The sequence below is a fragment of the Termitidicoccus mucosus genome (genome assembly GCF_038725785.1).
Taxonomy (GTDB): domain Bacteria; phylum Verrucomicrobiota; class Verrucomicrobiia; order Opitutales; family Opitutaceae; genus Termitidicoccus; species Termitidicoccus mucosus.
Genome location: NZ_CP109796.1, coordinates 6,654,185 through 6,680,111, shown reverse-complemented (window position 1 = coordinate 6,680,111; position 25,927 = coordinate 6,654,185). Strand labels below are relative to the sequence as shown.

Annotated in this window: 20 protein-coding genes and 2 pseudogenes; 8 read left to right on the top strand and 14 right to left on the bottom strand. The window is 61.2% G+C overall.

What is annotated here, in order from left to right:
• Positions 1 to 76 precede the first annotated feature (76 nt).
• On the bottom strand, positions 77 to 373 hold the full coding sequence (locus tag OH491_RS23685; protein ID WP_342751103.1) for an HU family DNA-binding protein: 297 nt from the start codon (positions 371 to 373) through the stop codon (positions 77 to 79).
• A 410-nt stretch (positions 374 to 783) separates the two neighbouring features.
• Between OH491_RS23685 and OH491_RS28295 the strand changes: the two are divergent.
• From OH491_RS28295 to OH491_RS23670, 4 genes and pseudogenes are all read left to right on the top strand, one after another.
• A pseudogene (locus OH491_RS28295) lies at positions 784 to 948 on the top strand (hypothetical protein); the annotation flags it as partial.
• 152 nt (positions 949 to 1,100) lie between these two features.
• Positions 1,101 to 1,538 (top strand): transposase, encoded by a 438-nt coding sequence (locus OH491_RS28290; RefSeq protein ID WP_425429180.1) that lies wholly within the window; start codon positions 1,101 to 1,103, stop codon positions 1,536 to 1,538.
• A 12-nt stretch (positions 1,539 to 1,550) separates the two neighbouring features.
• Positions 1,551 to 2,222: an ATP-binding protein gene (locus OH491_RS23675; RefSeq protein WP_068768752.1), complete on the top strand. Its 672-nt coding sequence runs from the start codon at positions 1,551 to 1,553 to the stop codon at positions 2,220 to 2,222.
• Positions 2,223 to 2,249: 27 nt separating this feature from the next.
• Positions 2,250 to 2,618, top strand: coding sequence for a hypothetical protein (locus OH491_RS23670; RefSeq protein WP_145928555.1), 369 nt, complete (start codon positions 2,250 to 2,252; stop codon positions 2,616 to 2,618).
• Between the two features lie 64 nt (positions 2,619 to 2,682).
• Here OH491_RS23670 and OH491_RS23665 read toward each other — a convergent pair whose 3' ends face one another.
• Together OH491_RS23665 and OH491_RS23660 are read right to left on the bottom strand one after the other, a co-directional pair.
• Positions 2,683 to 3,651: a hypothetical protein gene (locus OH491_RS23665; RefSeq protein WP_145928556.1), complete on the bottom strand. Its 969-nt coding sequence runs from the start codon at positions 3,649 to 3,651 to the stop codon at positions 2,683 to 2,685.
• Between the two features lie 121 nt (positions 3,652 to 3,772).
• The gene (locus OH491_RS23660) at positions 3,773 to 6,922 is read right to left on the bottom strand and encodes a type IV secretory system conjugative DNA transfer family protein (RefSeq protein WP_334319019.1); all 3,150 of its coding nucleotides are present in this window, start codon (positions 6,920 to 6,922) and stop codon (positions 3,773 to 3,775) included.
• An 831-nt stretch (positions 6,923 to 7,753) separates the two neighbouring features.
• On the opposite strand from OH491_RS23660, the gene OH491_RS23655 reads away from it, so the two are divergent.
• Positions 7,754 to 10,006 carry a BACON domain-containing protein gene (locus tag OH491_RS23655; protein ID WP_068768756.1) on the top strand — a complete coding sequence of 751 codons (2,253 nt, stop codon included), beginning with the start codon at positions 7,754 to 7,756 and terminating at the stop codon, positions 10,004 to 10,006.
• A 241-nt stretch (positions 10,007 to 10,247) separates the two neighbouring features.
• Here the strand turns inward: OH491_RS23655 and OH491_RS23650 are convergent, their stop codons facing one another.
• Positions 10,248 to 10,643, bottom strand: a complete 396-nt coding sequence (locus tag OH491_RS23650) for a type II toxin-antitoxin system VapC family toxin (RefSeq protein ID WP_068768757.1) — start codon at positions 10,641 to 10,643, stop codon at positions 10,248 to 10,250.
• A complete protein-coding gene (locus tag OH491_RS23645) occupies positions 10,640 to 10,951 on the bottom strand; it encodes a hypothetical protein (protein ID WP_334319020.1) in 312 nt (103 codons plus the stop codon). Before OH491_RS23645 ends, OH491_RS23650 begins: the two co-directional genes overlap by 4 nt.
• Positions 10,952 to 11,193: 242 nt before the next feature.
• Here OH491_RS23645 and OH491_RS23640 point away from each other — a divergent pair.
• Positions 11,194 to 12,516, top strand: a pseudogene (locus tag OH491_RS23640) (IS110 family transposase); the annotation flags it as partial.
• A gap of 73 nt (positions 12,517 to 12,589) precedes the next feature.
• Here the strand turns inward: OH491_RS23640 and OH491_RS23635 are convergent.
• On the bottom strand, positions 12,590 to 12,928 hold the full coding sequence (locus OH491_RS23635) for a DUF433 domain-containing protein (RefSeq protein ID WP_342751102.1): 339 nt from the start codon (positions 12,926 to 12,928) through the stop codon (positions 12,590 to 12,592).
• 240 nt (positions 12,929 to 13,168) lie between these two features.
• Positions 13,169 to 13,801, bottom strand: coding sequence for a nucleotidyltransferase domain-containing protein (locus tag OH491_RS23630; protein ID WP_084441823.1), 633 nt, complete (start codon positions 13,799 to 13,801; stop codon positions 13,169 to 13,171).
• A 428-nt stretch (positions 13,802 to 14,229) separates the two neighbouring features.
• Here OH491_RS23630 and OH491_RS23625 point away from each other — a divergent pair, with 428 nt between their 5' ends.
• Entirely contained in the window at positions 14,230 to 19,605 is a 5,376-nt protein-coding gene (locus OH491_RS23625; RefSeq protein ID WP_342750732.1) for an immunoglobulin domain-containing protein, read from the top strand.
• Positions 19,606 to 19,776: 171 nt separating this feature from the next.
• On the opposite strand, the gene OH491_RS28285 is transcribed toward OH491_RS23625, so the two are convergent.
• The 7 genes from OH491_RS28285 to OH491_RS23595 form a co-directional block, all read right to left on the bottom strand.
• The gene (locus tag OH491_RS28285; RefSeq protein WP_425429179.1) at positions 19,777 to 20,085 is read right to left on the bottom strand and encodes a transposase; all 309 of its coding nucleotides are present in this window, start codon (positions 20,083 to 20,085) and stop codon (positions 19,777 to 19,779) included.
• Positions 20,066 to 20,581 carry an IS630 transposase-related protein gene (locus tag OH491_RS28280; RefSeq protein ID WP_425429178.1) on the bottom strand — a complete coding sequence of 172 codons (516 nt, stop codon included), beginning with the start codon at positions 20,579 to 20,581 and terminating at the stop codon, positions 20,066 to 20,068. Before OH491_RS28280 ends, OH491_RS28285 begins: the two co-directional genes overlap by 20 nt.
• The gene (locus tag OH491_RS23615; RefSeq protein WP_068768762.1) at positions 20,496 to 21,341 is read right to left on the bottom strand and encodes a hypothetical protein; all 846 of its coding nucleotides are present in this window, start codon (positions 21,339 to 21,341) and stop codon (positions 20,496 to 20,498) included. Before OH491_RS23615 ends, OH491_RS28280 begins: the two co-directional genes overlap by 86 nt.
• On the bottom strand, positions 21,328 to 21,846 hold the full coding sequence (locus OH491_RS23610) for an AsnC family protein (RefSeq protein ID WP_068768763.1): 519 nt from the start codon (positions 21,844 to 21,846) through the stop codon (positions 21,328 to 21,330). The genes OH491_RS23615 and OH491_RS23610 overlap by 14 nt, the downstream gene beginning before the upstream one ends.
• Before the next feature lie 281 nt (positions 21,847 to 22,127).
• The gene (locus OH491_RS23605; protein ID WP_334319210.1) at positions 22,128 to 22,355 is read right to left on the bottom strand and encodes a DUF6788 family protein; all 228 of its coding nucleotides are present in this window, start codon (positions 22,353 to 22,355) and stop codon (positions 22,128 to 22,130) included.
• Positions 22,356 to 22,522: 167 nt separating this feature from the next.
• Complete coding sequence (locus OH491_RS23600) at positions 22,523 to 23,944, bottom strand: sigma-70 family RNA polymerase sigma factor (protein WP_068768764.1); 1,422 nt, start codon at positions 23,942 to 23,944, stop codon at positions 22,523 to 22,525.
• 135 nt (positions 23,945 to 24,079) lie between these two features.
• Positions 24,080 to 25,282 (bottom strand): hypothetical protein, encoded by a 1,203-nt coding sequence (locus OH491_RS23595; protein ID WP_145928558.1) that lies wholly within the window; start codon positions 25,280 to 25,282, stop codon positions 24,080 to 24,082.
• Between OH491_RS23595 and OH491_RS23590 the strand changes: the two genes are divergently transcribed.
• On the top strand, positions 25,257 to 25,916 hold the full coding sequence (locus OH491_RS23590) for a hypothetical protein (RefSeq protein ID WP_068768766.1): 660 nt from the start codon (positions 25,257 to 25,259) through the stop codon (positions 25,914 to 25,916). The two genes, OH491_RS23595 and OH491_RS23590, sit on opposite strands and share 26 nt — an antisense overlap.
• The last annotated feature ends 11 nt before the right edge of the window (positions 25,917 to 25,927 follow it).

Sequence of the window (25,927 nt, the reverse complement as noted above, 5' to 3'; positions counted from 1 at the left end):
CTCCCTGCCTCCGCATCCGCGCCGTATGCGCCGGACGCCCCGGTCCCGATGTGTCTCCGCCGCCGCGGCCGGGCGGCTAGAGTTTCGCCGTGTCGATTTTTTTGAGAAACTGTTTGAGTATCTTGCCGGACTTGAACTTGACCGCGGCGCGCGCGGGGATGACAACGTCCACGCCGGGTTCTCTCGGGTTGCGGCCGACACGGGCTCTGCGTTTTGGCACTTCCAGGACGCCGAAATTGCGAAGCTCGGCATTACGGCCCTCCGCGAGAGCCCTCATGATGATGTCGAGCGTCATCTGAACGGTCGTGACGACCTCTTTCTGCGGAATCTCCGTCTTCTCGTAGATTTCCAGAACGATTTCTCGTTTGGTCAGGTTTGGGGGCAGAATCCGCGGCCCCTCGTTATTTTTTATATTTCTGTATCTGAAAACATTTTAATAAATTTTCGACTCCAAAGGTGATTCACGCCGGCCGATCCCGCCAACCAATCGAGGCCGCCAAACGCCTGCGCCCTTGGCAATGCCGCGCGGGGCAAAGAGCCGCACCCGAAAATCCTGCCCTTATTTTTGATTGTGCATCATGACACGGTGCCGGGGTGCGTCTGCATGGAGCATGCAGCATGTTTGCAAAAAACTTTGACGCGGAATGCAGAGACGATTTAGTTACATAAAATTATACTAAATTCCCTTTACATTGACACAGAGAGATGGGAAAAAGGAATATATGAAAGCTTATGGGATAGACCTGCGGGAACGGATAGTGGGATTTGTAAGGAGGAGGCAAGGCCGAGGCGGCTGCGCTTTTCAAGGTGGGTCGCAAGACGGTTTACCGCTACCTTGAGGCGGAAGAAAGGGCGCATTGGAGGCGAAAAAAGCTGGGGACTTGGCGCAAACTCGACCCGCAAAAGCTCGCCGATTACGGGCGGGAATGCGGACGCAACGCTCGCTGAAATCAGTTCCGCACTCAAGGTGGGGCGTCACGCCATCTGGAAGCGGCTGCGCCAACTGGGCATCACATTAAAAAAGCCATCGAGTATCGGGAACGCGACGAGGCGCAACGGAGGCCTTCGGCAAGGAACTCGAAAAGTTAGACGCAACAAAAGTGCCACCGAGTGGATTGAGCACGGTTTGTATCGCGAACAGGCTGCGCGGGCAAAAGATCCCCGCCCAAGTGAGCGGAAAGTTACGCAAACGCACCAATGTAATCGGAACCTGTCAGTCAGGGAAACTGGTGGCCTCGATGGTGTTTGAAGGAGCCTGCAACGCGGCAGTGGTGGAGGCGTATTTTGAGAAAGTGCTGCTGCCGGTGTTGCCCGAAGGGAGCGTGGTGGTGCTCGACAACGCGCGATTCCACCACGGCTCCGCTGCGGCGGAACTGTCCGCCGCGAAGGGGATAAGACTCAAATACCTCCCACCCTATTCGCCCGACCTTAATCCGATCGAACACTTCTGGGCTAAATTCAAAAGGCTTCTGCGTCCGCTGCTTCCCTCTTCCAACAATCCCTTCCAAACCATCATCAATTTGTGTCAATGTTGTTAGAAAAGGCTATATTTGAATTGGGACAACCTTGATGACCGGAGACTCCTGCTCTCAGGACCGGCGGCGATCGCCGGCACATTGCGGCTCGATCAACTCCAGAAAAAGATTTCCGTCGCCACGCTTGACGAACTCCATAAATACCCGAAATGGAAATCGCTCTTAAAGGGTTTCTTCGACACGCATGGGAAAAAGGTGCGGCTGATCGTTACCGGCAGTTCAAGGCTTGATGTCTTTCGGCGCGGGGGCGACAGTTTGATGGGCCGATATTTGCTGTATCGCATGCACCCATGGACGGTGGCCGAGTGCTTGTATACCGATCTCCCCCTTGACCCGATCCGCCAGCCACAGGAAATCTCCGGGGAAGACTGGGATGCGCTTTGGGTGCATGGCGGGTTTCCCGAGCCATTCATCAAACGCGACCCTCGTTTCACCAGGCGCTGGGCCGCGCTGCGCCATGAGCAACTTTCGCGTGAAGATCTGCGTGAGGTAACCCAAGTGCAGGATCTTGGCACAATCGAATTATTGATGCGGCTGTTGGGGGGACGCTCGGGGCAACAACTTGTTTATGCAAACCTCGCCCATGAAACCGGCGTCTCTCTCAACACCATCAAACGCTGGATCGACTTGCTGGGACGGTTGCATTATGGTTTTCTTATTCGCCCTTGGTTCAAAAATGTGACCTAGTCCCTGCGCAAGGAACCCAAATGGTTTTTGCGCGACTGGTCCCGGTTGGATGACGAGGAGGCTCGCGCCGAAACATTTGCCGCATGCCATTTACTAAAGGCGGTTGAGGGCTGGACGGACATGGGGCTCGGCGAATTCGAACTGCGTTACCTGCGGGACAAATTAAAACGCAAAGTCGATTTTCTCGTCGTGCGCGATCGCAAACCTTGGATTCTCATCGAGATCAAGAAAGCGGAAACATCACTTTCACCGGCGCTGGCCCATTTCCAAAATGAAACCGGCGCCGCGCATGCCTTCCAAGCCGTCCTGGACATGCCCTTCGTGAAGGCTGATTGCTTCAAGACCGACACGCCAACCGTGGTTCCAGCCAAAACATTATTCAGCCAATTGCTGTGAATGAAGAAATCCGGCCGCGAAGGAAAACCTATTTCCCCAACCCGGGGAATTTCCGCCCGACGAATTATGAGCCGCTGGCGGACGCGGCATTCGCGGCCGCCAATTTTGCGCCGCCGGGAATGCCCGGGGGAACACCCGCGCCGGCGAAAGGCGCCGCGCCCGGCTTGGGGGCGACGCCTTTTTTCTGCGCCGCTTTCTCATCGCGGATCTTCTGCGCTTGAAGCTCCTCCAGATCACGCATGGCGGTGAACGCATCCGGAAACGAGGCGCGCATCAAGGCGCCATGCAAATCCGCCAAGGCGATGCCCAATTGCATGTCCGGCACATTGACAAACCGGGAGCCCACCTCGGGAACCACCGCGACATACTTTGCCAAAAAACCCCGGAATGACTGAAGCAATTCCCGGTGAAAATTCAAAAAGCCATCATTCCCGGCGATCGCCTCCGGTTTTATCGGCGCCGTCTCCGCTCCGGGCATAAGCGCGTCCAGAATCGTGGCAATCTTCAACCGCCCCTTCTTTAAATACGACACCGCCTCCATGCCCTTCAAATCCAAGGTCCGGCCTCCGTCGGATGCCGCGCCGGATTCCGGCATCTTGATATCCGGCAACTCATAGCCAAGGCCCGCCGGGCGGCAATTCGCACTCGCCACCAGCCAGCCCAGGGAAGACACCAGCGCGTTCCCGTGCAAGATATTCATGAACCAGGACACCGGGCCCGATTTCAACGCGGCCTCCAGCTCGACAAACGCGGCCTCCCGCGCTCGCCACCATTTTAATAAACGCAACGGGGATTCATAAGACACCGGATACCGGCCCGACTCGCCCAAATCCAAAATATCTGAAACCGCATAATCCCCCATCAGCGTCTCGGCTGCCAGCACCGTGCCATACCGGACCGCCACGCACGCCCACAGCGCCAGGATGGAACCCGCGTCCCTGACATCCCCTTGCAACGCATAACACTCGACCGGCACCAGCCGGGTATGCCCGCCCGCCGCCGCTCCCAGCGGGGTATAATAACCGCCGGGCAAATATGAAACATACTCCAAGCGTAAACTCATGTGACAACCTCTCCCTTTTCCAAAAAGTCCCGCCCCTCCCGAGCCTCCCGCCCCTGCGACGCCTTGTCCCTGCAATCAGGCATACCGCCGTTCATGCCCCACCCTCCCCTTCCGGAGAATCATCCGGGCTACCGGTCGGCTTTTCCTCCGCAGCCGCGGACACCGAAGCCGTCTGCACCGGTTCCGCACCGCCGGACACGCGGGCGGAATCCAGTGCTTTTTTAATCAAAGCCCCACCCCGCGCAAAATCCCCCGCAAACAAATGCCCCACGCCTTTCGAGCCCGCCGAAACAATCGCCGCGGCTCCCTCCATGGCGGACGCGGAGGATGCCTGGCCGGAAACCCGCGCCTCCGCATCCGATACAAATTCATCGTCAAACGAATCATCAGTCCCGGCCTCCAGACGGGAATCATCCCAAGAATCCAATATTTCATCCCCCTCATAATCCGCATCAAGATCCACCGCATCCTCCTCCGTCGGGCGCACATTTTTGGGAAATTCAAAATCCTCGAAGCCCGAATGCAAATCCGTGCCATCCTCCGATAACGCCAAACCGCCATGTGGAACCCGATACAATAAGGCAGGCTTTCCCGAAAGCCCGCGCCTCACCTCATTCGCATACTCGAACAGGGAAGAATCGACCAGGGGATCATCCAAATCCGGGGCCCCCGGAGGCGCGGTTTCCTGCAACACCACCCCGTCAATCAAATTGGTCAGCGGCAGCATGCCTGCAAACATCGAACAGGCCCGGGACGAAGTGACAATAAGCTGATCCACCTTGTATTTGCACGCTTGGGCGAACATCCGGTCCCGATACAGCTCCAGCGCCTTTTTCTGCTCCGGCGATGCCGTCTTCATCTCCTCCTTCGCCTTCTCCACCTCCTGATTGTAGCGCGCAAACAACTCGCTGGAGGATTCCTCCCTCGAACGATATTCCACCGGACAGGCCCGCTCGATCAAATCATGCTCCGCCACCGCGCGCGCCTCCGCATACTCCAGCATCTTCCGCTCCCGCAGCACCGCGGCATGCGCCTGCAAACCCAGCATCGAGGTCATCACCTGCCGCTGCGCGTTGCGATCCCTCAGCAGCATCGTGTACGCATGGGACAGCTCCGCCATGTAATTACGCGGCGCATAACAATGCGCCAGCCGGGTGAAAAACATTTTCGAGGCACCCTTGGTGACACTATTGTAGTGATAAACGAACGCCTCCGAATACCACGGCCCGTCCTTCGACTTTTCCAGGTCCATGGTCAGCAGGTTCGCGAAGCGATCCTTGCGGAAACTATCCTGCAATTTTTTCTCCACCGCGACGGAATTGCCCGCGGGATCGCCCCGGACGGGCAATATATTGTCGCCCCGGTCCACCGTCTCGCGCAGCTCCTCCTCCAAAAACTTTCCGCCCAAATACTCGCCCAGCTCCCCCGTCTTCGAGTCGGGACTGTTTAAAAAAACCTTAGTGCAGAGATTATGGATCAAGGTATGGGTCTGGCTTTCCGGCCCGCCCACGGCGTTATACAAGGAAGACACATGCTGAGTCGCCATGATCGCGCACACCTTGCACGAGCGCGACACCCCGAAAAATTCCTCGTCGCCCCCCTGCCCCGTCGTCACCATTTCCTGGTATTCGTCGTTGACATATAAAATCGTCCGATCCCTGCCCTCCTTGTCCAGCCCATACAAGGCCATCGTCCCGCCATTGCGGCGGCGCGCCCACGCCTGGAAATCCAGTTTCAAGCAGGCGGCCAGCAGCCGGTTGGTGCTCTTGGGCAGCGAACCGCCCCGAAACAGCACCACCTTGCCCTCCGTGACGCTCTGCCTGAAGGAAAAATTCGTGTCCCGGCAAAACACCTTCTGCAACGTGGCCGAAGCCACGATGGGGCCCAGCATCTCCGAAATCGTCGTCTTTAGAATCGACTTCGTATTGTCCGAAAGTTTCACCCATTCCGTGCGCAATTTTGTAACCGAATCCAGATAACCGTAATATTCCTCCTCCGATAACCTGTAACGATCCCGGGCCAGACGCTCCGTCGCCTCCCGGATCAGTGCCTCCATCATGTCGTCGTCCCGCGCGTAACGCCCCACGTCCGCCAGGGAAATCGACCCCGTCTCGCGCAAAACCTGCAATGTCCTCAACACCGCCGCAATCACCGACTTGGAGGTGTTGTCCCAATACGGGTCCTTCGAACCGCCCCCCTTGTTCGCGGAAATCAACCGCATGATGGTCACCAATTTTTCCGCGCCTTCATCGGCAAACCGCATCCGGTCCGCCCCGTCCAGGGGATTGTACCGGATCAAATCAATATCCGGGTCAATAATGACCAGATCCGTCAGGGGCCGGCCCGTCAGCCGGAAACAATATATGACAAAATCTATAAAATCCCCCTTCACGTCCAGAATCAATCCACCGAACCGGGCGGTCACTGCAAACGGATCCGGATTATTCAATTTTCTAAAAAATTGCAGTAACATCGGATTGACGAAACTGGCGGTCTTGCCGGAGCCGATGCCCCCGAAACTGATAAAATTAACATGCGTGTCTTTGAGGGACAAAAGCAAATGCCCGATCGAAAACACCGGCGCGGCCGAAAACGCGGGGATGGGATCATAATATTCGCGCAGACACTCCCGGAAAGCCATTCCCTGCTGCTGCCGCAAACCACCCAGTAAAAAACTCCAGCCCGCCACAAAACACAACGGCGGGACCGCCCAGCGCACAATGCCGAGAACCCGGCGCAAAACCCCGGGCATCACCAGGCTGGAATCCAGCGCGAACCACGTCACCGCAAAATAAACCAGGGGCGCAAAAAAAAGGCACAAAAAACCGAGGCCCAGGTTGAACTTGGAATAAACCAGCCGGCTGCGGGAAGTGGCAAAAGACGCCGTCAGGATATCCGCGATCCGCGCGGCCGCCCCCAGGCAAAACTTGAACGCCGGGCCGAACACCGGATGCAGGCCCCATTGCTTCATCCGGGAATCCAGTTCCTCCGTGCCCTCGTAAAACAAAGGCACGACCGGCGGCGACTCCACGGTAACCCCGGGCAGCGAGGCGGCCACGCCGCCGGATGCGGACACCTCCGCCTGCAACAACGCCTCCGCGCGCTCATACTCCCTGAGCATGCCCGGCGTCACCGCGCCCTCCAGCACCCCCGCCTCCCCGTCCGGGCGCTCCACGACCAGGGAGACAAACATGTCGTCCTCCCCGTCCTCCATGCCCCCGCCGGAAACCGGCGCAACCATGACTGCGCCACCCGTCATGTGCGCGCCTCCCCGTCCGCCCCGAAAGACAAGCCGCCAGCCACCTCGCCGGCAACCAGGCCCGTTACCGGGCCGGTGCATACCACCACGCAGGACGGCATGAGATGCCCGGCGCGCGGCGCGCCCTTTGTCGTTGGCTGGGTCATGGGTTCGCTATGGCTGTTTTTGGGATTTTACGAAAAAGGAGCCGAATGGAAGCCGGCGCACCCAGTCGCCCACGCGCCGCCCGCGGCATCGCATGCCAACCGCGCCCAGGTCGGCGATCTTTCACAAGCTGTTGACGTCGAATCACGAGCTTTTTATCTTTGCCCTTGCCAACCGCGCCGCCGGGGGGTTTTCTGCGCGTGGCTTGCGCATCTGGAGCACGGGTCGTTGAAACCACCACACAAACTTACAACCACTTGGAAATGAGCTTGACCGGCAAGATTTTCGCTGAGGGAGACGTTAGCTCCCACGCTCCCACGCTCCCACGCTCCCACGCTCCCACGCTCCCACGCTCCCACGCTCCCACGCTCCCACGCTCCCACGCTCCCACGCTCCCACGCTAGGGGCATTCTCCACCCCAAAAACGCCATTTCCGGGGCTTATTGTGCCCGGATGAAACGGAGCAGGCCGAAAAAAGTGGAAGCGGCAGCCTGCCGTTTGGCCACCGCCGCCGAATCGCGCCACCGAAGCCTGATACCCAAGCCGACAACGCTCCACGCCGTCCAAGCGGCTGGGAAGCCACTTCCACTTTCACGGGCGAGCCACCCGTCCCCGCCCCGCCGCCGCCCCCCTGCCTGAACACCGCCCCCGCTTTTTCTCCGCCCGTCTATGAAAACACATACAACACCCGCCAAACCCATCGCGTTCGCGTTCCTCGCGGCGCTGCTCCTGCCCGTCGCGGCCCCGGCTCCCGCCGCCGCCCAAACCACCGGCCCCGCGCTCATCGTCTCCGCCACCGCGGGCCTGTCGCTCGGCGCGGCGGCGGGCACGGCGAACTTCGGCATAAGAAACGGCGGCTCCGGCGAGCTGCCGTGGTCGGCGGCGGTCACCGGTTCCGGCAGCGAGTGGCTGATTTTCACCGACGCCACCCCCGTCATCCCCGAAGTCGGCGGCGTCGTCTCCGGCACGAATTGGCAAACCATCAGGCTGAGTTACGAGGCAAACCCCGGTGCCGCGCGCACCGCCAGCGTCCAAATCACCGCCGCCGGCGCGACCGGCAGCCCCGCCACCGTAACCGTCACGCAAGCGGCGGCCTCCGCGCCGCCCGTGCTCTCTGTCGTGCTCAACACGCGCCTGCCGGACCACGGCGCCTACACGATCGGTTACGTCGTGGCAAACCTCGGCGGCGGCACGCTGGAGTGGACGGCGGAGCAGTTGTCCGGCGGCTGGTGGGCGCATGACCTCCAGCCTTACACCTCCGGCAGCGCTTCCGGCATAAACTACAACCGCCTTCGCGTGAGCTTCGACGAAAACCCCACCGGCTTGGAGCGCACGGCGCAAATCCGGTTCACCGCCCCCGGCGCCACCGGCAGTCCCGCCATCATGACCATCACCCAGCCGGGAATCCCCGTGTTCTCCGTCACGCCCTATGAGCGCTACACGCCCGGCACCAGCTCCGGCACCGCGACCTTCGCCGTGGCCAACCTCGGCGGCGGCTCGATAGTGTGGTCGGCAACCATCGCCGGCTGCTACGACTACGAGACCGACTCGTGGAGCGACACCTGCCCCTGGGCGCGCATCACCTCCGGCTCGGCCGGTGTCAACAACGGCGCCGTCACCCTCGCCTACGACGCAAACCCGGAGGGCGGCGGAAGGCGCTATACGAGCATCCATATCGCCACCGAGACCAGCTCCTACAATTATGTGCATCTTGAACAGGCGGCCAACCTCAGCGGCGGCTCCGCCGGCCCCGCCGACCCCGTGCCCGACCTCATCCATTTCCCTTCGGGCCTCGTCCGCGCCCCCGACGGTGCGCTCTACGCCGCCAGTGTCGCGGGCAACTCCATCCACAAAATCCTCCCTGGCACCGGCACCGCCGCCGGCACCGCCTACGCGCTCGCGGGCGACTACGGCGCGGCCCCCGGCCATGCCGACACCACCGGCGCCGCCGCGCGCTTCCACCGGCCCTTTGGCGTCGCGCTCGCCGGCGGCGGCCTCATCGTGGCCGACACGGGCAATAACGTCATCCGCCGCGTTGACCTCGCCACGCGCGCGGTCACGACCCTCGCCGGCGCTGTCGGCCAGACTGGCACCGCCAACGGCCCCGGTGCCGCCGCGCGCTTCGAGGACATCGCCTACGTGTCCGCCAACGCCTCCGGCGACACCGTCTATGTGGCCGACAACCATTCCGGGAGTTATGACGACAATTCCGCCTACGGCATCATCCGCAAACTCACGCTCACCGGCACCGGCGCCGCCACCGCCGCCACCGTGAGCACGCTGGCCACGCTGGACGGCGGTGCCGCGTATGACTCCGGCATCTACGGCCTCGCCGTGTCCGCCGGCACCGGCGACATCTACGCGCTCGAATCGCGCTGGGGGGCTCTTGCTGATTACGGCGTGGTGCGCAAAATCACCCCGGCGGGCGTGGTGACGACGCTCAGCGGCATGTTCAACTTTTATCCAGCCGACCTCGCCGTGGACGACGCCGCGCAACTGCTCTACGTTTCCACCGAGGAGCCCACCGCCGCCATCTACGCCCGCAGCCTCACCGGCACCGGCGGCTTCGCCCTTGTCGCCGGCTCGGCGACCGAGCCCGGCTTCGAGGACGGCCCCGCCCTGACCGCGCGTTTCGGCAACGAACTGCCCGGCCCCAACCTCGCGGTGAACGCCGCCACCGGCGACCTGTTCATCGCCGATTTCAACAACAACGCCATCCGCAAGCTCACCGCCAGCGGCACCGTGACGACGCTCTGGCTCACCGCCACGACCGCCCCCGCCACCGACGGGGGCACTGGCGATGGCGGCAACAACCCCGGCAACGGCAACACTGGCGGCGGCGGCGGTGCGATGAGCCTCTGGTTTGTCGCCGCCCTGTTTGTGTTGCCGGCCATCCGGCATCTGCGCAGGCGTTTGCCGTGACGGTCTGGTGCCAAGGCGGCACAGGCATGAATGACCTACGCCGCCCTCATCATACTACAAAACCGGGATTGCAACATCACTGGCGTCTGCGCCGCCACACCGACAAGACGGGCCGTGTTTTCAAGGATAGCGGCCACATCTCCACAGCGGCCCCACACTCCATCCACGCGGTGGAACAAAACCCAAATTAACCGGAAACCAGCAATGGACGGCGACAAATGCGCACTGTCTTCGACCAGTCCTACTCCTGCCAGTTTTCAACCTTTAGTCCGCTCACGCGGCGGAATTCGCTGACGTTGCGGGTAACAACCGTCGCGCCGAGGCGGAGGGCATGAGCTGCGATCAGTGTGTCCATCGGCCCGATGCCCATGCCTCGCGATTCCAGATCGTGACGGATCGCAGCATAGTGGGTGCAGTCGTCACGGGTGAATGGCTCCACCGGCAATGTCTGGGCCAACTCGGCGAGCTTCAGTCGGGCATGCGCGCTGGTTCCCTTCGTCACCCCGAATTCTCGTTCAGAGAGGACGATCACCGAGAGGCACAGTTCTCCGAAATACTCCTGCATCTTCTGCACGAGCTTCGGGTTGTCTCCGCGCATATACGCGGAGACCGCGTTGGTGTCGGGCAAGTAAATCATTCGTCGCGGAAGATGTCGGGAGTTGTGTGCGGCGGCACGTCGGGCAGATCGGGGCATGAACCTGCCAGAGCGAAGAATCTCCGACGCCGTTTTTCAAAATCGGCGTTCAGCGGTTCGAGCAAGACGCCGCCCGTGGGCGTGCGTGAAATCGCTGCTTCCTTGCCGGGCAGCCGGTAATCACGGGGAAGTCTGGCGGCTTGTGAGCCACCGTGGCGGAATAACTTGGCGCGAGTGATTGCAGTTGGCATATCTACAGATAGATACATGGACTGACGAAAGTCAAGCCGGTTTACGGTCACAAGCAGCATTTTTGCGGAGTGGCGCGGGGTTCGCGATCCGTTTCCCCGCGCCACCGCCCTCCTGCCGGGAGGCAAGCTGAACACCGACGCGCCAGTGGTGCCCCTGATAAAGCCCGCTTGTCAGCGTGGTGCCGGAGATAGGTGCGCAAAGTCATTGGTGAGGCCCACCGCGAGGTGGCTATCTCGTTTAGAAGATTACCGCTTCCTTTTCGCATAAATCCGGGCCGTCCCGGCAGGTGGCATTTCTTACTATGTCCCGACGTCCAAAAAAGAAAGCCCAAAGCCAGCCCGTAATCATCCAGCCCGACAGCGCCGGCATCGACATCGGTGCGACCGAGTTGTTCGTCGCCGTGCCGCCCGACCGGGCGGAAGAATCGGTGCGCTGCTTCGGGGCGTTCACCGAAGAGTTGCATGCCTTGGCCGACTGGCTCGCGCAGTGCCGGATCAAGTCGGTGGTCATGGAGTCCACCGGCGTCTATTGGATACCCGTTTTCCAGATCCTGGAGACACGGGGCTTTGAGGTCCGTCTGGTCAACGCCCGCCAGGTGAAGAACGTGCCCGGCCGCAAGAGCGACGTGCTCGACTGCCAGTGGCTGCAATACCTGCACACCGTCGGACTGCTTCGCGGATCGTTCCGGCCGCCAGACCAGGTCTGCGCCTTGCGGGCCTACCTGCGGCACCGGGACATGTTGATCAAGTCGGCCGCCCGGCACGTGCAGCACATGCAAAAGGCGCTCACGCAAATGAACCTGCACCTTCATCACGTGATCAGCGAGCTGACCGGCGTCACCGGCCTGGCGATCCTGGATGCGATTCTCAAAGGCGAACGCGATCCGGGCACGCTGGCCGCCCTGCGCGACCGTCGCATCAAGGTGGGCGAGGTCACGATGATGAAGGCCTTGGTCGGTGACCACCGGCCCGAGCATTTGTTCACGCTGAGGCAGGCCCTCGCGATTTACCGGCATTATCAAACACAGGTGCAGGACTGCGACCGGGAGATAGAGCGGCAGCTGCGCGCCTTTGATGGCAAGACCCGGGAGCCGGCGCCCGCTCCCGTTGGACGCCAGCGCAAGAAGCCCGAACGCAACCAACCGCAGTTCGACCTGCGCACCCACTTGCACCGCATCCTTGGGGTGGACCTGACGGGCCTGAGCACGATCAACGTGCACACGCTCTTCTCCGAGGTCGGCGGAGATCTCTCCAAGTTTCCTTTGTCCAAACATTTTGCCTCGTGGCTGGGTCTGTGTCCCGATCAGCGCATCTGCGGGGGCAAGGTGCTTTCCGCACACACCCGCAGCGTGAAAAGCCGCCCGGCCTAGGCCTTGCGCATGGCCGCCTACAGCGCCGGCAAGAGCAACTCCCACCTCGGCGACTACTTCCGGCGCATGCGGGCTCGACTGGGCGCCCCCAAGGCCATCACCGCCACCGCCCATAAACTCGCCCGCATTATCTACCACCTGCTTAAATCCGGACAACCCTACGACGACTCCTCCTTTGCCCGCAACGAAGCCGCCTACCAAAAACGCCGCGAAGACGGCCTTCGCAAACACGCCCGCGACCTCGGCTTCGCCCTCATTCCTACCGGCTTCGGAAGGAGTTTCTTAGAAGTCGTGATCAGGCACTCAAACCCGGCAGTCTCGGCGGCGTTCAACGAGTCGCCGTTGACCTTGGCACCTCAGCCACGCTCGTGGGCGGTCTCCACGACATGGCCTGACAGATAATCGCGCAACGGCGCAGGCGTTCCCTGATCCAAGAGGATTTCCACGACCACACGCGCAGGCTCCTTGCGGCAAATTCCAGCACGGCATCCACCTGCTGCTTCGTGCCCCCCGGAAACCACTGCAAGAAATCCAAAACCGTGGCGCCATCCTCAAGGTTCTCAAAAAGAGCGGTCACAGGCACGCGGGTTCCCTTGAACACAGGAATCCCGCCCACCACCTCCGGCGAACGACTCACGGCACTGCAACTGTCCCAACCCAGAATCATGCCTGAAGGGCGATTCACCATCGCCATTTCCGCAACCCCAATCCCCGTGTCCCGATTTTTGGAAAATCGCATTCGCAAGCCAGATTGCACGAACGCGCTCCGCAAACTGGCCCCGCATGCAACAGGGACATGTATGGGAAGAAGGATTAGGGATTACCGAGAGGGGCGAGCGCAGGATGGTTTTGACGAATCCATTCGGCGATTTGCGCGACAGTGGTCTGGTGCGGACGCAGCCAGCCGTTATTTTGCCAGGTTTTCAAGCTCATGGTCGTTTCCAATTATCCAGCGTTTGGGTGAGTTAAGGACACTCGTGATGAAAGCATCCTTGGATTTTGCCTTTGCAGTGAATGATTTTGCAGAAATCACATAAGGATTGATTTCACGTCCCAGTGCGTCCGCGACAGGACGCAGGCGCGGCACGAGCCGACGCAGGCCGGTCGAACCGATGGCAAAAAGGTCAACATCGCTTTGCGGCCCGGCGGTGCCGGATGCGAACGAGCCGAAGACAAAGGCTTGTTCAATGCCGGCAAGCCCATCGAGGGCTTGGGTAACCTGCGCAATCAGTCCTGTTGTTTTCAGGGCGATGCCGTGCAGTTCAGGATAAAGCGGATGCTTCGGGTTGGCACTGAAATAGAGGCGGTTGCCATCACGTCGCGCCAGAAGCAAACCCGTGCCGTTGAGTTTGTTCACCTCCCCTTGGAGCGCCCCCGTGGTCAGCTTGCTCAGGCGGGCCAGTTCGCGGAGATGGAGCGACCGGCTCGAATCGGAAAAAAGGAGCCGGATGATTTCGGCCCTTGCCGAAGGGAAAAGTGCGGTGAGGTAATTCATCGTATTAATTTTTAACACAATCGTATTTAAAAAAAATACAATCATAAATCATTCGGCGGACATAAACACCGGCAATGCCAAATCTATTCGGATGCATGGGTGTTTAATTTCTAATAACTATCCAATTTTACAGGGCATAGTCTATAACTTGTAAAATAATTTGACTAACGTCCTCAAAAATCTTCGCTCACGTCCGAATACTCTTCAAATGCAAATTACATTCAGTTTTGCATGCATAAAACCATCATCTTAAACCTCGTATCTTTTATAATTCATTAACGTAGCTTCAACTGCCGCCAAACCGAATCTTTGGAGACTTCGAGACAAACACACGCACTGGAGATGCCCTCAATAGGGGCGCGTCGGAAGCGTTCACTTGCGGATCTTCCAAGGTGTCTCGATTTGGGATGCGATTAGGTGAGCCCCATTTTCTTATTCAAGCCAATGCAACATCTTCCGGAATTGATAAGAGCATGAATCCACAAAAATTAACCAGAAACACCAAAACATCGCCCGCGAGACCTGCGTCCGCTTTCCTGTCCGCCACTCTCATCCTCCTCGCGATGTTGACGGCGATGTCATCCGCCCGCGCCGCCGTCGTCGCCAGGGTCACCGCCGGATACAATCACAGTTTTTATCTGACACCTGACGGCACGCTTTATGGATGGGGCTATAATTCACAACGCCAGCTTGGCGACGGCACCACCACCACCCGTTACTTCCCGGTGTCTGTCGCCACTGGCATCGCCGCTGCCTCCGCTGGCAGCTACTACAGCTTTTACGTGACGACCGGCGGCACGCTTTACGCGGTGGGAAGCAACACCCACGGCCAGCTTGGCACAGGCGACACCACCAACCGCGGCACCCCCGTGCAAGTCGCCACGGGGGTCGCTTTTGCCGCCGCTGGCGATGGTGACCACAGCCTCTACGTGACGGCTGACGGCACGCTCTTCGCGATGGGTGACAACACCCACGGCCAGCTTGGCACAGGCGACACCACCAACCGTCTCACCCCGGTGCAGATCGCCGCCAACGTCGCCACCGCCGCCGTCGGCAGTTGGGACAGCCTTTACGTGACGACTGACGGCACGCTTTACGGAATGGGCCGGAACGAGCAAGGCCAGCTCGGCGACGGCACCTCCGGCCTCCACCGTGCCACCCCGGTGCCGATCGCCGCCAATGTCGCCGCCATCGCCATGAGCAACTACCACAGCCTTTACGTGACGACCAACGGCAAACTTTGGGCGATGGGCGACAACTCCCACGGCCAGCTTGGCACAGGCGACACCACGGACCGCCTCTCGCCGGTGTTGATCGCCGACAACGTCACCGCCATCGCCGCCGGCAACTTCTACAGCCTTTATGTGACGGACGATGGCACACTCCATATGATGGGTGATTTTATCGGCATCGACCCTGTCCTTACCCCGGTGCCAATCGCCACCGGCGCCGCCTCCGCAGCCATCGGCGGCCAACACAGCATCCACGTGACGGCCGACGGCAGGCTTTACGCCGTGGGCGGCAACTCGTTTGGTCAGCTGGGCGACGGCACCACCACCGATCGCTACACCCCGGTTTGCATTGCCGGGCCGCCCATCATCACCACGCCGCCCGCCCCACAAACCAAGATGGCGGGCGGGACGGCTGTTTTCACCATCGACGCCGGCGGCACCCGCCCGTTTTCCTACGAATGGCAAAAAAACGGCGCGCCCCTCGCCAACGGCGGGCATGTCTCCGGCGCCGGCACCGGCACGCTCACCCTCGCCGCCGTCACCGCCGCCGACGCTGGCAGCTACACCGTCACCGTCCGCAGTGCCGATGGCAGCATCACCAGCGCCGTCGCCACGCTTACCGTCAACACCCCGCCTTCCATCACCGCGCAGCCTGTCTCGCAAACCAGGACGGTGGGCGAGGCGGTGATGTTCACCGCCGCCGCCACTGGCGACGCCCCGCTTGCTTACCAGTGGAAAAAAGACGGCGCGCCCCTCGCCGACGGCGGGCGTGTCACCGGCGCAGGCACCGCCGCGCTCACCATCACCGCGCTCACCGCCGCCGATGCCGGCGACTACACGGTGACCGCCACGAACGCCTCCGGCAGCGCCACCAGCGACGCCGCCGTGCTCACCATTGACATCCTGCTATCCATCACCACGCAGCCCGTCCCGCAAGAGTGGACGCCGGGCGGCGCGGCCACCTTCACCGTCGCCGCCACCGGCGGTGTCCCGTTCACCTATCAATGGAAAAAGGGCGGGGCGCCCCTTGCCAATGGCGGGCGCATCACCGGCGCGAACACCGCCACGCTCACCATCACCGGACTCGTCCCCGCCGACCTCGGCCTCTACACGGTCACCCTCGCCAACGCCCACGGCAGCATCACCAGCGCCGCCGCCGCCCTGCTCGCCAGCCTCGCCGACAGCGCCAGAATCACCGGCATTGCCGCCGGCGGCATGCGCAGTGCCGGTGGCCACAGCCTCTTTGTGACGGCGGGCGGCAGGCTCTACGCGATGGGTAGAAACGAGTTCGGCCAGCTCGGCGACAGCTTGACCGCCGACCGCCGCATCCCGGTGCGGATTACCAACGGCTACCGTTATATTGCGGGCAGACCGCTCGAACTCATCCCCCTCGGCAATGTCGCCGCCGTCGCCGCCAGTGCTTACCACAGCCTTTTCCTGGAAACGGACGGCACGCTCTACGCGACGGGCAACAACGGCAGCGGCCAGTTTGGCGACGGCACGAACACCAGCCGCCGCGTCCCGATGCTTGTCGCCACGGACGTCACCGCCATCGCCGCCGGCATCAATCACAGCCTCTATGTGAAAGCGGACGGCAGGCTGTTTGCGATGGGCAACAACGATTCCAGCCAGCTTGGCGACGGCACGAACACCAGCCGCAGCTCCCCGGTGCAAGTCGCCACGGACGTCACCGCTGTCGCCGCCGGCGGTGGACACAGCCTTTTCCTGAAAACAGACGGCACGCTCTACGGGATGGGCAGGAATATTGACGGCGCACTTGGCACGGGCGACACCACCCACCGCGCCACCCCGGTGCAGATCGCCACCGGTGTCGCCGCCATCGCCGCCGGCGACCTTCACAGCCTCTACGTGACGACCGACGGCAGGCTCTTCGCGATGGGTTACAACTACTACGGCCAGCTTGGCGACGGCACCACCGTCAACCGCACCACCCCGGTGCTGATCGCCACCAGCGTTGCCGCTGTCGCCGCCGGCGGTGACCACAGCCTTTTCCTGAAAACGGACGGCACGCTCCACGCGATGGGCAGGAATGACTATGGACAACTTGGCCTCGGCACCGGCACCGGCAGCAAAACCCCGCTGCCAGTCGCCACCGGCGTCGCCGCCATCGCCGCCGGCGGCAACCACGGCCTCTATGTGACAACCGACGGCAAACTCCACGCGATGGGCAGGAATGACTACGGCCAGCTTGGCGACGGCACCGCCACCAACCGCACCGCCCCCGTCCCTGCCGTCACCCCGCCCATCATCACAATCCGGCCCGAGGCGCAATCGAAAGTGGAAGGCGGCTCAGTCACGTTCACCGCCGCCGCCGAGGGCACCACGCCGCTTGCCTACCGCTGGAGGAAGGACGGCGCGTCGCTCTCCAACAACGCGCGCATCTCCGGCGCGACCAGCGCCACGCTCGCCATCTCATCCCTCTTTTTGGGTGACACCGGGCAATACTCCGTCGTTGTCACGAACACGGCGGGCAGTGACACCAGCGCCGCCGCCCTGCTCACTGTCAGTGTCGCGCCGCCTCCCGTCCCGCCGTCCATCACCACTCAGCCTGTCTCGCAAACGAAGACGGCGGGCGACTCAGTCACGTTCACCGTCACTGCCACCGGTGACGCGCCGCTTTCCTACCAGTGGGAAAAAGGTGGTTCGGCTCTCGTTGATGGCGGACGCATCACCGGTGCGACGACTGCCACGCTCACCATCTCCACGCTCATTACCGACGATGCCGGTAGCTATACCGTGACCGTCACCAACAGCACCGACAACATCACGAGTGCTCCTGCCGCGCTCACCGTCAATGTACCGCCGCCCGTCCCGCCATCCATCACCACGCAACCCGCCTCGCAAACGAAGATGGCGGGCGAATCAGTCACATTCACCGTCACTGCCACCGGTGACGCGCCACTTTCCTACCAGTGGAAAAAAGGCAGCGCCAATCTTGCCAACGGCGAACGCATCACCGGCGCGACCAGCGCCATGCTCACTATCAGCGGCCTCACCGCGGCCGACGCCGGCAGCTACACGGTGACCGTCACCAATGCCGTCAACAGTGCCACGAGCAACGCCGCCACGCTCGCCGTCACGCCCAGCCCGTTGACTTTGGCGCAAGAGTTTAAGGCACAAATTGAGGCATCGGGCACGGCGACCATCACCGTGACCGGCACGCTTGATCTCTCGCTGGTCGGCGGCATCACCCTCACCACCGGCAAAACCATCGTCGGCGCGGATGCCGGCGCCACGCTCACCGGCGGTGTCACCGTCCCGGCGGGCGCGAGCGACATCGTCATCCTCGGCGTGAACTTCAGCGGAGGCAGTCTGGGCATCACCGGTGCGGTGGACGTGGAAGTCACGCATTGCACGTTCGCCGATACGCCTGTTTCCATCACTGGCGGCGCGGACAACATCACCTTCTCGTGGAACCGCTTCACCGCCACCCTCTCGCCCGCCGCCGGCAGCGGTGCTGCCATGCGTATCGACAACGCGGGCGCGTCCACCGGCATCGTTCTCCACCATAATCTCTGGGGCACCGGCTTGCGCGCCGACATGCCCGCCGCGACCAACGCACGTGTTTATATGTTCAACAACCACATCACCGCCACCGGCAACACCACCGCGACCATCGCCGGCGCCAGCGCGCAAATCCTCTCCGTGAACAACATCTATCAGGGCGTGAACAACCCGCTCACCAAGCAGTCCGGAGGACTGTTGCGCGCCTCCGGCAATTTCATGATCGAGACCGCCGGCACAACCGCGCCCGGCGAGGACAAGGTGTTTGTCCCCGATTATTCGCACCTGATGCATCCCGCCGGTGTCGGAGCCCCGCTGGACGCCGGCGCCCTTGCAAACCTCATCAGCGGATACGCCGGCAACACCGCCGGCAAAAACTCCGTCACGCCCGCCGCCACCGCCGCCACCGCCCGCATCACCGCCACTGCGACAGGCCCCGGCGCGAGCATGAGCACCACTGGGGCCACCGTGCCCGCCGCTGGCGGCTTCACGCTCACGGCCAGTGCAACCGGCTTCACGCCCACCGCGCGGCAATGGTATCGCGACAACTTCGCCATCACCGGCGCGACCGCCGCCACCCACGCCGTTTCCAACGCCAGCGCTGCCGCGCACGCTGGCGCCTACGCCGTGGCGATGACAACCCCCGCCGGCGAAATCGTGACCACCGGCGCATTTACTGTGACCGTCGGCGACCTCGCCCCGCCCGTCATCACGACGCACCCGGCATCACAGATCGTCACCGCTGGCGGGAGCGCGACGTTTAGCGTCGCCGCCACCGGCGAGAGTCTGGCTTACCAATGGCAAAAAAACGGCACAGACATCACCGGTGCGACCAATGCGAGTTACACCATCACCAACGCCCAGCAGCAAACCCACGCGGGCGCCTATCGCGTCCGCGTGAGCAATGCCGCCGGCTCAGTGCCCAGCAACACCGCCACGCTCACCGTCAACACCGGCACGGGTGGCGGAGACAGCAATAACAACGGTGGGGGCAATTCCGGAGGAGGAGGTGGTGGCGCGATGAGCCTCTGGTTTGTCGCCGCCCTGTTTGTGTTGCCGGCCATCCGGCATCTGCGCAGGCATTTGCCGTGACAGTCTGATCAAGGCGGCACAGGCATGAATGTCCCGCGCCGCCCTTATCATGTTGCAACCAACCTACCTCCCCCGCTTCGGCCAAACTCCTCTAAAGATATGGCGGGAACGTTCCCGTTTCATGCGTGAATTGCCGTATTCCACTACGCCATGTTTGCGATATAGCCTTTTCTAACAACATTGACACAAATTGATGATGGTGAGGAAGGGGTTGTTGGAAGAGGGAAGCTGCGGACGCAGAAGCCTTTTGAATTTAGCCCAGAAGTGTTCGATCGGATTAAGGTCGGGCGAATAGGGTGGGAGGTATTTGAGTCTTATCCCCTTCGCGGCGGACAGTTCCGCCGCAGCGGAGCCGTGGTGGAATCGCGCGTTGTCGAGCACCACCACGCTCCCTTCGGGCAACACCGGCAGCAGCACTTTCTCAAAATACGCCTCCACCACTGCCGCGTTGCAGGCTCCTTCAAACACCATCGAGGCCACCAGTTTCCCTGACTGACAGGTTCCGATTACATTGGTGCGTTTGCGTAACTTTCCGCTCACTTGGGCAGGGATCTTTTGCGCGGCGCACGGGCCTGTTCGCGATACAAACCGTGCTCAATCCCGCACTCGTCCGTAATACACTTTTGTTGCGTCTAACTTTTCGAGTTCCTTGCCGAAGGCCTCCCGTTGCGCCTCGTCGCGTTCCCGATACTCGATGGCTTTTTTTTAATGTGATGCCCAGTTGGCGCAGCCGCTTCCAGATGGCGTGACGCCCCACCTTGAGCGCGGAACTGATTTCAGCGAGCGTTGCGTCCGCATTCCCGCCCACGTAATCGGCGAGCTTTTGCGGGTCGAGTTTGCGCCAAGTCCCCCAGCTTTTTTTCGCCTCCAATGCGCCCTTTTCTTCCGCCTCAAGGTAGCGGTAAACCGTCTTGCGACCCACCTTGAAAAGCGCAGCCGCCTCGGCCTTGCCTCCTCCCCCCCTTACAAATCCCACTATCCGTTCCCGCAGGTCTATCCCATAAGCTTTCATATATTCCTTTTTCCCATCTCTCTGTGTCAATGTAAAGGGAATTTAGTATATTGCGCAGCTTCGCACGCAACAGAGGCAGTCGCTGCTGACTGGCGCGGTCGGAAGGCAAATGCCCCGATAACGCCTCGTTGAAAGACTCTTCGTTCATCAATCCGCGAATCGCACCGACCAAATAGCTGCGTAGCGCGGCGGGCGCACGGTCTATCTCCGTGACAATGTTAGCCCGCCCGTCGATCACCGTGACAAAATCCTCCAAGTCATGGCTCGCGTAATAATCACCGCCACCCCTGTCGAGAAAAGCCACATACTTGGTCGCCAGAAACGTCACCGGCGAAATCAACCGCAACGGCGTGTGCGCCACTTCGCGTATTGCTGCACTTGCCAGCGCCTCTTTAAACCATGCGGTATTGAGGCCGAGATTCGAACCCTCCGTCGGCATTATATCGACTGTAAGCGTGCCAAGTTTCCAACGGCACAACGGCGCGCCCTCGCTCATGTCATGCGCAAAACCCAAGTGTCGCAACCGCTCCTCTACATCCGAGTAGCGTTCGGATGCCAGCACTTCAAGAATCACATCCACATCATCCGTCGGACGCACGTCGGATAGATCGGGATTGTCCAATAGAAACCCCACGATGGAGCCTCCCACAAAAGCATAATCAAGCCCCAGCTTTTCAAGCCGGTCGGCCACTGCGCGCAATGCTCCAAAGCTAGGCGGTGGCATGGGACTTCAAATGGTTCGTGAGTTCCTTTTCTGCAAGCTGGCGTTCGCGGGCGCGCCCGATGCGGATTGCATCAACAAGCGACAGCAATTCGTAAAGCGCTGAATCGCGTTGCGCTGCGCCAGGCACGCTCGGATAGAGGGGTTTTACAGCGACTCCTTGCACAGTGCCATCCGGCGTAGGCCATACCGGCGGCATTTGTCCGGAACTTTGAAATTTTCCCGACAAAGCCGGCGCAGCCCATGCGGTCGGCATTCCGCGAGTGACTTCCTTGGTTCTTGCGGGAAACGCATAAGGAACCCCGTGAACAAGAAACTTTATCAACACCGCCCGTCGTACGATTTTGCTTTCCGGCTCAACCAAACGCGCTTCATCCAAGCGCCGGACTGCCGCATGCACTTCCGATGCACTCATTCCCATTTCCTGCCCTAATTCGGCATAACTAAGCAAATCGCCACCCAAGGAGAGCTTGAGTGCGGCAACGATGTCTTGTGCTTTGAGAAACATGTGAATACGGTATTCGCGAATTGCGAATAGTCAAGTTACGAAATTCTGAAATCGGTAAGCAACCGAACGGCAAGCGCTGTGCCCGCGCGCAATTGTATCACTGCTGCCGCAGGTAAACATAGGCGAGCTTCCTCCGATGGCTCTCCTGGATAATCGCCGTATTCATGCGGCAATCTCCTTCCTTCCACGGCCACTGTGATGCGCGCCGCCTCGATCATCGTGGCAAAGACCCCAGCGACTCGCATGACGTCGATCCATGGGCCTGCCGATTGCATGTCCTTTCAGGGCGGCTCCTGCCGTTGCAACAACTCCTGATTGAGCGCAAAAATCTTCTCCAAGACCTTGCGTACGGAGCGCCCGCTCTCCAGCAAGGCCTCCACGACGGCCTTCTGCGCCTGCGGCACGTATTGCAACTGTGGCCGTTTCTTCGGGTGGCTCACCGAAAGATAGTACTTGGGGCCGTGCCCACGGCCGGTCGCGCAATGACATCCCGGCTTTCCGCAGCGCAGATACCTGCACCGCCCGCATCATGCTGCAACCAACCTACCTCCCCCGCACCACTCGAGTGCCCGGCGGTTCCCGGCCTTTGTTCGCATGGTTTTCCTTCGTCCCGGCGCTGCGGCCCTGTCATATGAGCGCCATTCCACATACAAAAACTGCCCTTCAGTCCGGATAATCACCCGCCAGCGGACGCTGGCGAAAAAAACAACGCCAATTCCCGACCAAAAGGCGACGACACCAGACACGCCTTCATGCGCCGCACCGCCTTGGCGCACGCATACCGTATCGTTTCCTCCGGCAGCCCGAACACCTTGGAAAGCTCCGCATAGGATTTTAGGGAAAAATCATCCGATTCAAAACCAAACCGGTGCGACAATAACGCCCGCTCGGAATCCGGCAGCCGCTCCAGCGCCTGGCGCACCAAATCCCGCAATTCCTCCGCGTCCAAGGTTCGCGACGGCTCCCAAGCCGGCTCCTGGGTTAAAAACTGCCCCAGCGACTCCGAGGAATCCCCGGAATCTCCGTAAACCTCGCGATCCAACGACTCAAACGACATCTCCCGCAACGACAGCACCGAGGAAACCCGCTGCTCCGACCAGTCCATCGCCGCCGCCATCTCCTCCAAATCCGGACGCCGCCCGTGCTTCGCGAAAAATTCGTGCTCCACCCACTCCAGCCGCCGCCGGCCTTTCATCCACGAAACCGGCATCCGCATCGGCAATGTCACTGCGGCGAGATAATCCCGAATCACCCGCTCCACCGCCAGCTCAATGTAAGTATAAAAACCCACGCGCGACGGATCATACTGCGCCAGCGCCTTCTGCAACCCACGGCAGCCCTCTTGAAACAAATCGTCATACGAGGACGCGCGCTCCCCGGAAACACGCCCCGAATACCGCCGCGCGTAATACCCCACGCGCCCAAGACAATGCTCAAACAACAAATCCCCGCAACGCCGCGCGTCCCGAACCACCCGCGACAACCGGGACAACCACAATTTCACATCACCGGGAAACATCCAGAATTCCAAATGCAACACCCCCAGAGACGCCAGCAACACCCGGCGTTGCCGCGAAAAATACGCGTCCGGCGCCGCCGGGCATGCCTCCAGCCGGATTATATAATCCTCCAAGCCAATATAATCCTCCAACCGACCCGCAACCCGGTCCGCCAAATAATCCAGATGCGCAAAATGCAAAGGAAACATCCCCCCGAAATCCCCCAGTAACCGGCTCATCCGCTCCACTCCAGCGCAATACTCCCGCAAAAGCCCCGCCGCCTCCCCCGGCAAATCCAGCCCGGCCCGCACCGTCGGAATCCCCTCCCTCCATTCCAAGGGCGTTCCCCCCGGTTTGAAAAATCGAAACATCCAGGGATCACGATAAATCCGGTCCCACGAATCCCTCAACCGCTCCGCCGCCTCCCTGAAATCCTTCCGCATCATCATCCAGTCCAGGGACGCCCCGTCCTTCGGGACACAGGAGGCCAGGGGAAAATCCGGCGGCAAAGCCGCCCCCGTCTCCTCCGCGCATCGCAACGCCTCCAGCAAGTCCGAATAATACAACACCACAAAGCCCAGCGGCGGCAGCCCGGACATCCGGCGCCGCAATCCACCCCACCGCCGGTACATGTCCGCCACCCAGGGGAGATCGCACGCCTGCCGCCACCGGGGCGGTTCCCCGCCAAAGTTCAAATCTTCCCGCATCATTTCCATAATCGAACAAATCACCCTCTATGATGTAGAAACCGCCCGGGCATCGCCCGTCTTCACCCGCACCCCTGACAACACGCACCGGAACAAACCGTCCGGCACCATATACACCAGCCGGGAATCCACCACCCGGCGCGCCAAAGCCACCTTGCCCGTCCGCACCCACTCGTCCACTTGGGTCTCGTTGGTCGTCCATACCGGAACAAACTCCACCAGCTTCGCAGACACCCCGCCCGCCGACGGCGCCAAGGACGAAACCCGCTCCAAAAAAGCCAGCATCCGATCGGCCAGCGCCAGCTTCCACTCGGAATCATCCGGGGAAACCGTCACCGGCAAAGCCAGGTCCAATAACAAATCCCCATCCGCAACGGGTGCCGCGGGCGTGGGCGCCACTGCGGACGCGGGGGCAGGCGCGACCTCCGCCTTCGACGGCTCCATCTTCACGGGCTTCGCCTTCACCGGCGCCTCCGCATCCTTCCGCAACCGGGCCAAACGCTCCCGCTCCATCTCCAGCACCCGGTCCAAACTTTCCGCCGCATCCCCGGAACTGCCTTCGCGTAATTCCTCATACTTGCGCAAACGCCGCGACACCGCCGCATGCTCCACCGCCGGCGGCAAATCTTTTATATATACCACTCCCCTGCCCTCCCCCGGTAATTCCGGAGCCTCACCGGTCTCCGTCACCAGAGGCCACAGCGGCAATCCGGCCTGTCGCACCCATTTTATCAAATTGGACTCCATCCGCGACAAACACCCCTTCAAGGTCCTCTGGCGCGGCCACAGGGCGCACTCGACATGCAGGGCGGAAAACCGCCGCAAACCCGCCTCCGGCACAAAACGCAAATTATCCGCCTGATAAAAACCAAGGTCCTGCGCCACCACGCACTCGTCGCCCCCCACCAACCGCACCCGCGCGCCAGGCGTGATCAACTGGGTCGAGCACAATAATAAAAAACCTTTCCGATCATAATAACGCCAGGGCGAAACCCCGGCGGCGTCCCGGGCCTTCGCCCAGTCCTCAGATGCAAACGCCGGAATATCCAGCCCATTGCCAGTCGTGTCGGCAGATTTTGAGACCATGAAGTCCTCATATGAAACAAATGCGAAAAAACCGAAATCTCGCGTACCGGCACAAACAGTCCGGACAAAAAATCCATAATACTTCCCATCCTTCCGCACCTCCCGCCTCCTTCCCGCCATGAATCCCTCCACCGCCAGCGCCATATCAGGGTCACTCAGGCAAGTCCTCGCAACCACGGGTGCCTCCGGCATCAACCTAAAATCCCTCGCGGGCTCCGCCCCGCCCGCCCAGGTGGAATTTGCCAGCCTCGCCCTCTGGCTCAACCTGTGCGGGTTGAAGGCCCTCGCCACCCCGGCACAAACCTACAGGGCTCCGCCCGCCGGGCTCGTCCCGCTGCTCCGGTCCGACGGGGCGCTCTACCTGAAAACCGAAGCGGACTACCGAAAACTTATCCTGTCCTGGATGCCCCGTCCGCCCGCCCCCGGTGGCGATGGCTGGCTTGCCGCCCCGCCCGCCTCCATCCGCGAGGTCGTTCTGGCCAGCCATGAAATCAAATTCGCCGGGCAAATCAACCCCGCGCCAAACGGATTCCTTTTATCAAAATGCGTCACCCCTTGTTACGATCCCCGGCTCCTGCATATCCAGATCGACCCCATCCATCCACTGGCCTCCCTGCTGTCGGGATACGCCCCGGCTCCCGACTCCCTGATCGGCACCACTGAGGCAGCCGCCATCCGCCCCTCCAATCCGGCGCGCTGGCGCATCCCCCGCCACCATGAACTCTGGAACCTGATCCGGGAAATACTCCGGCAAACGTTTCTTTCCGGCCATGACTGACTCCATGCCCC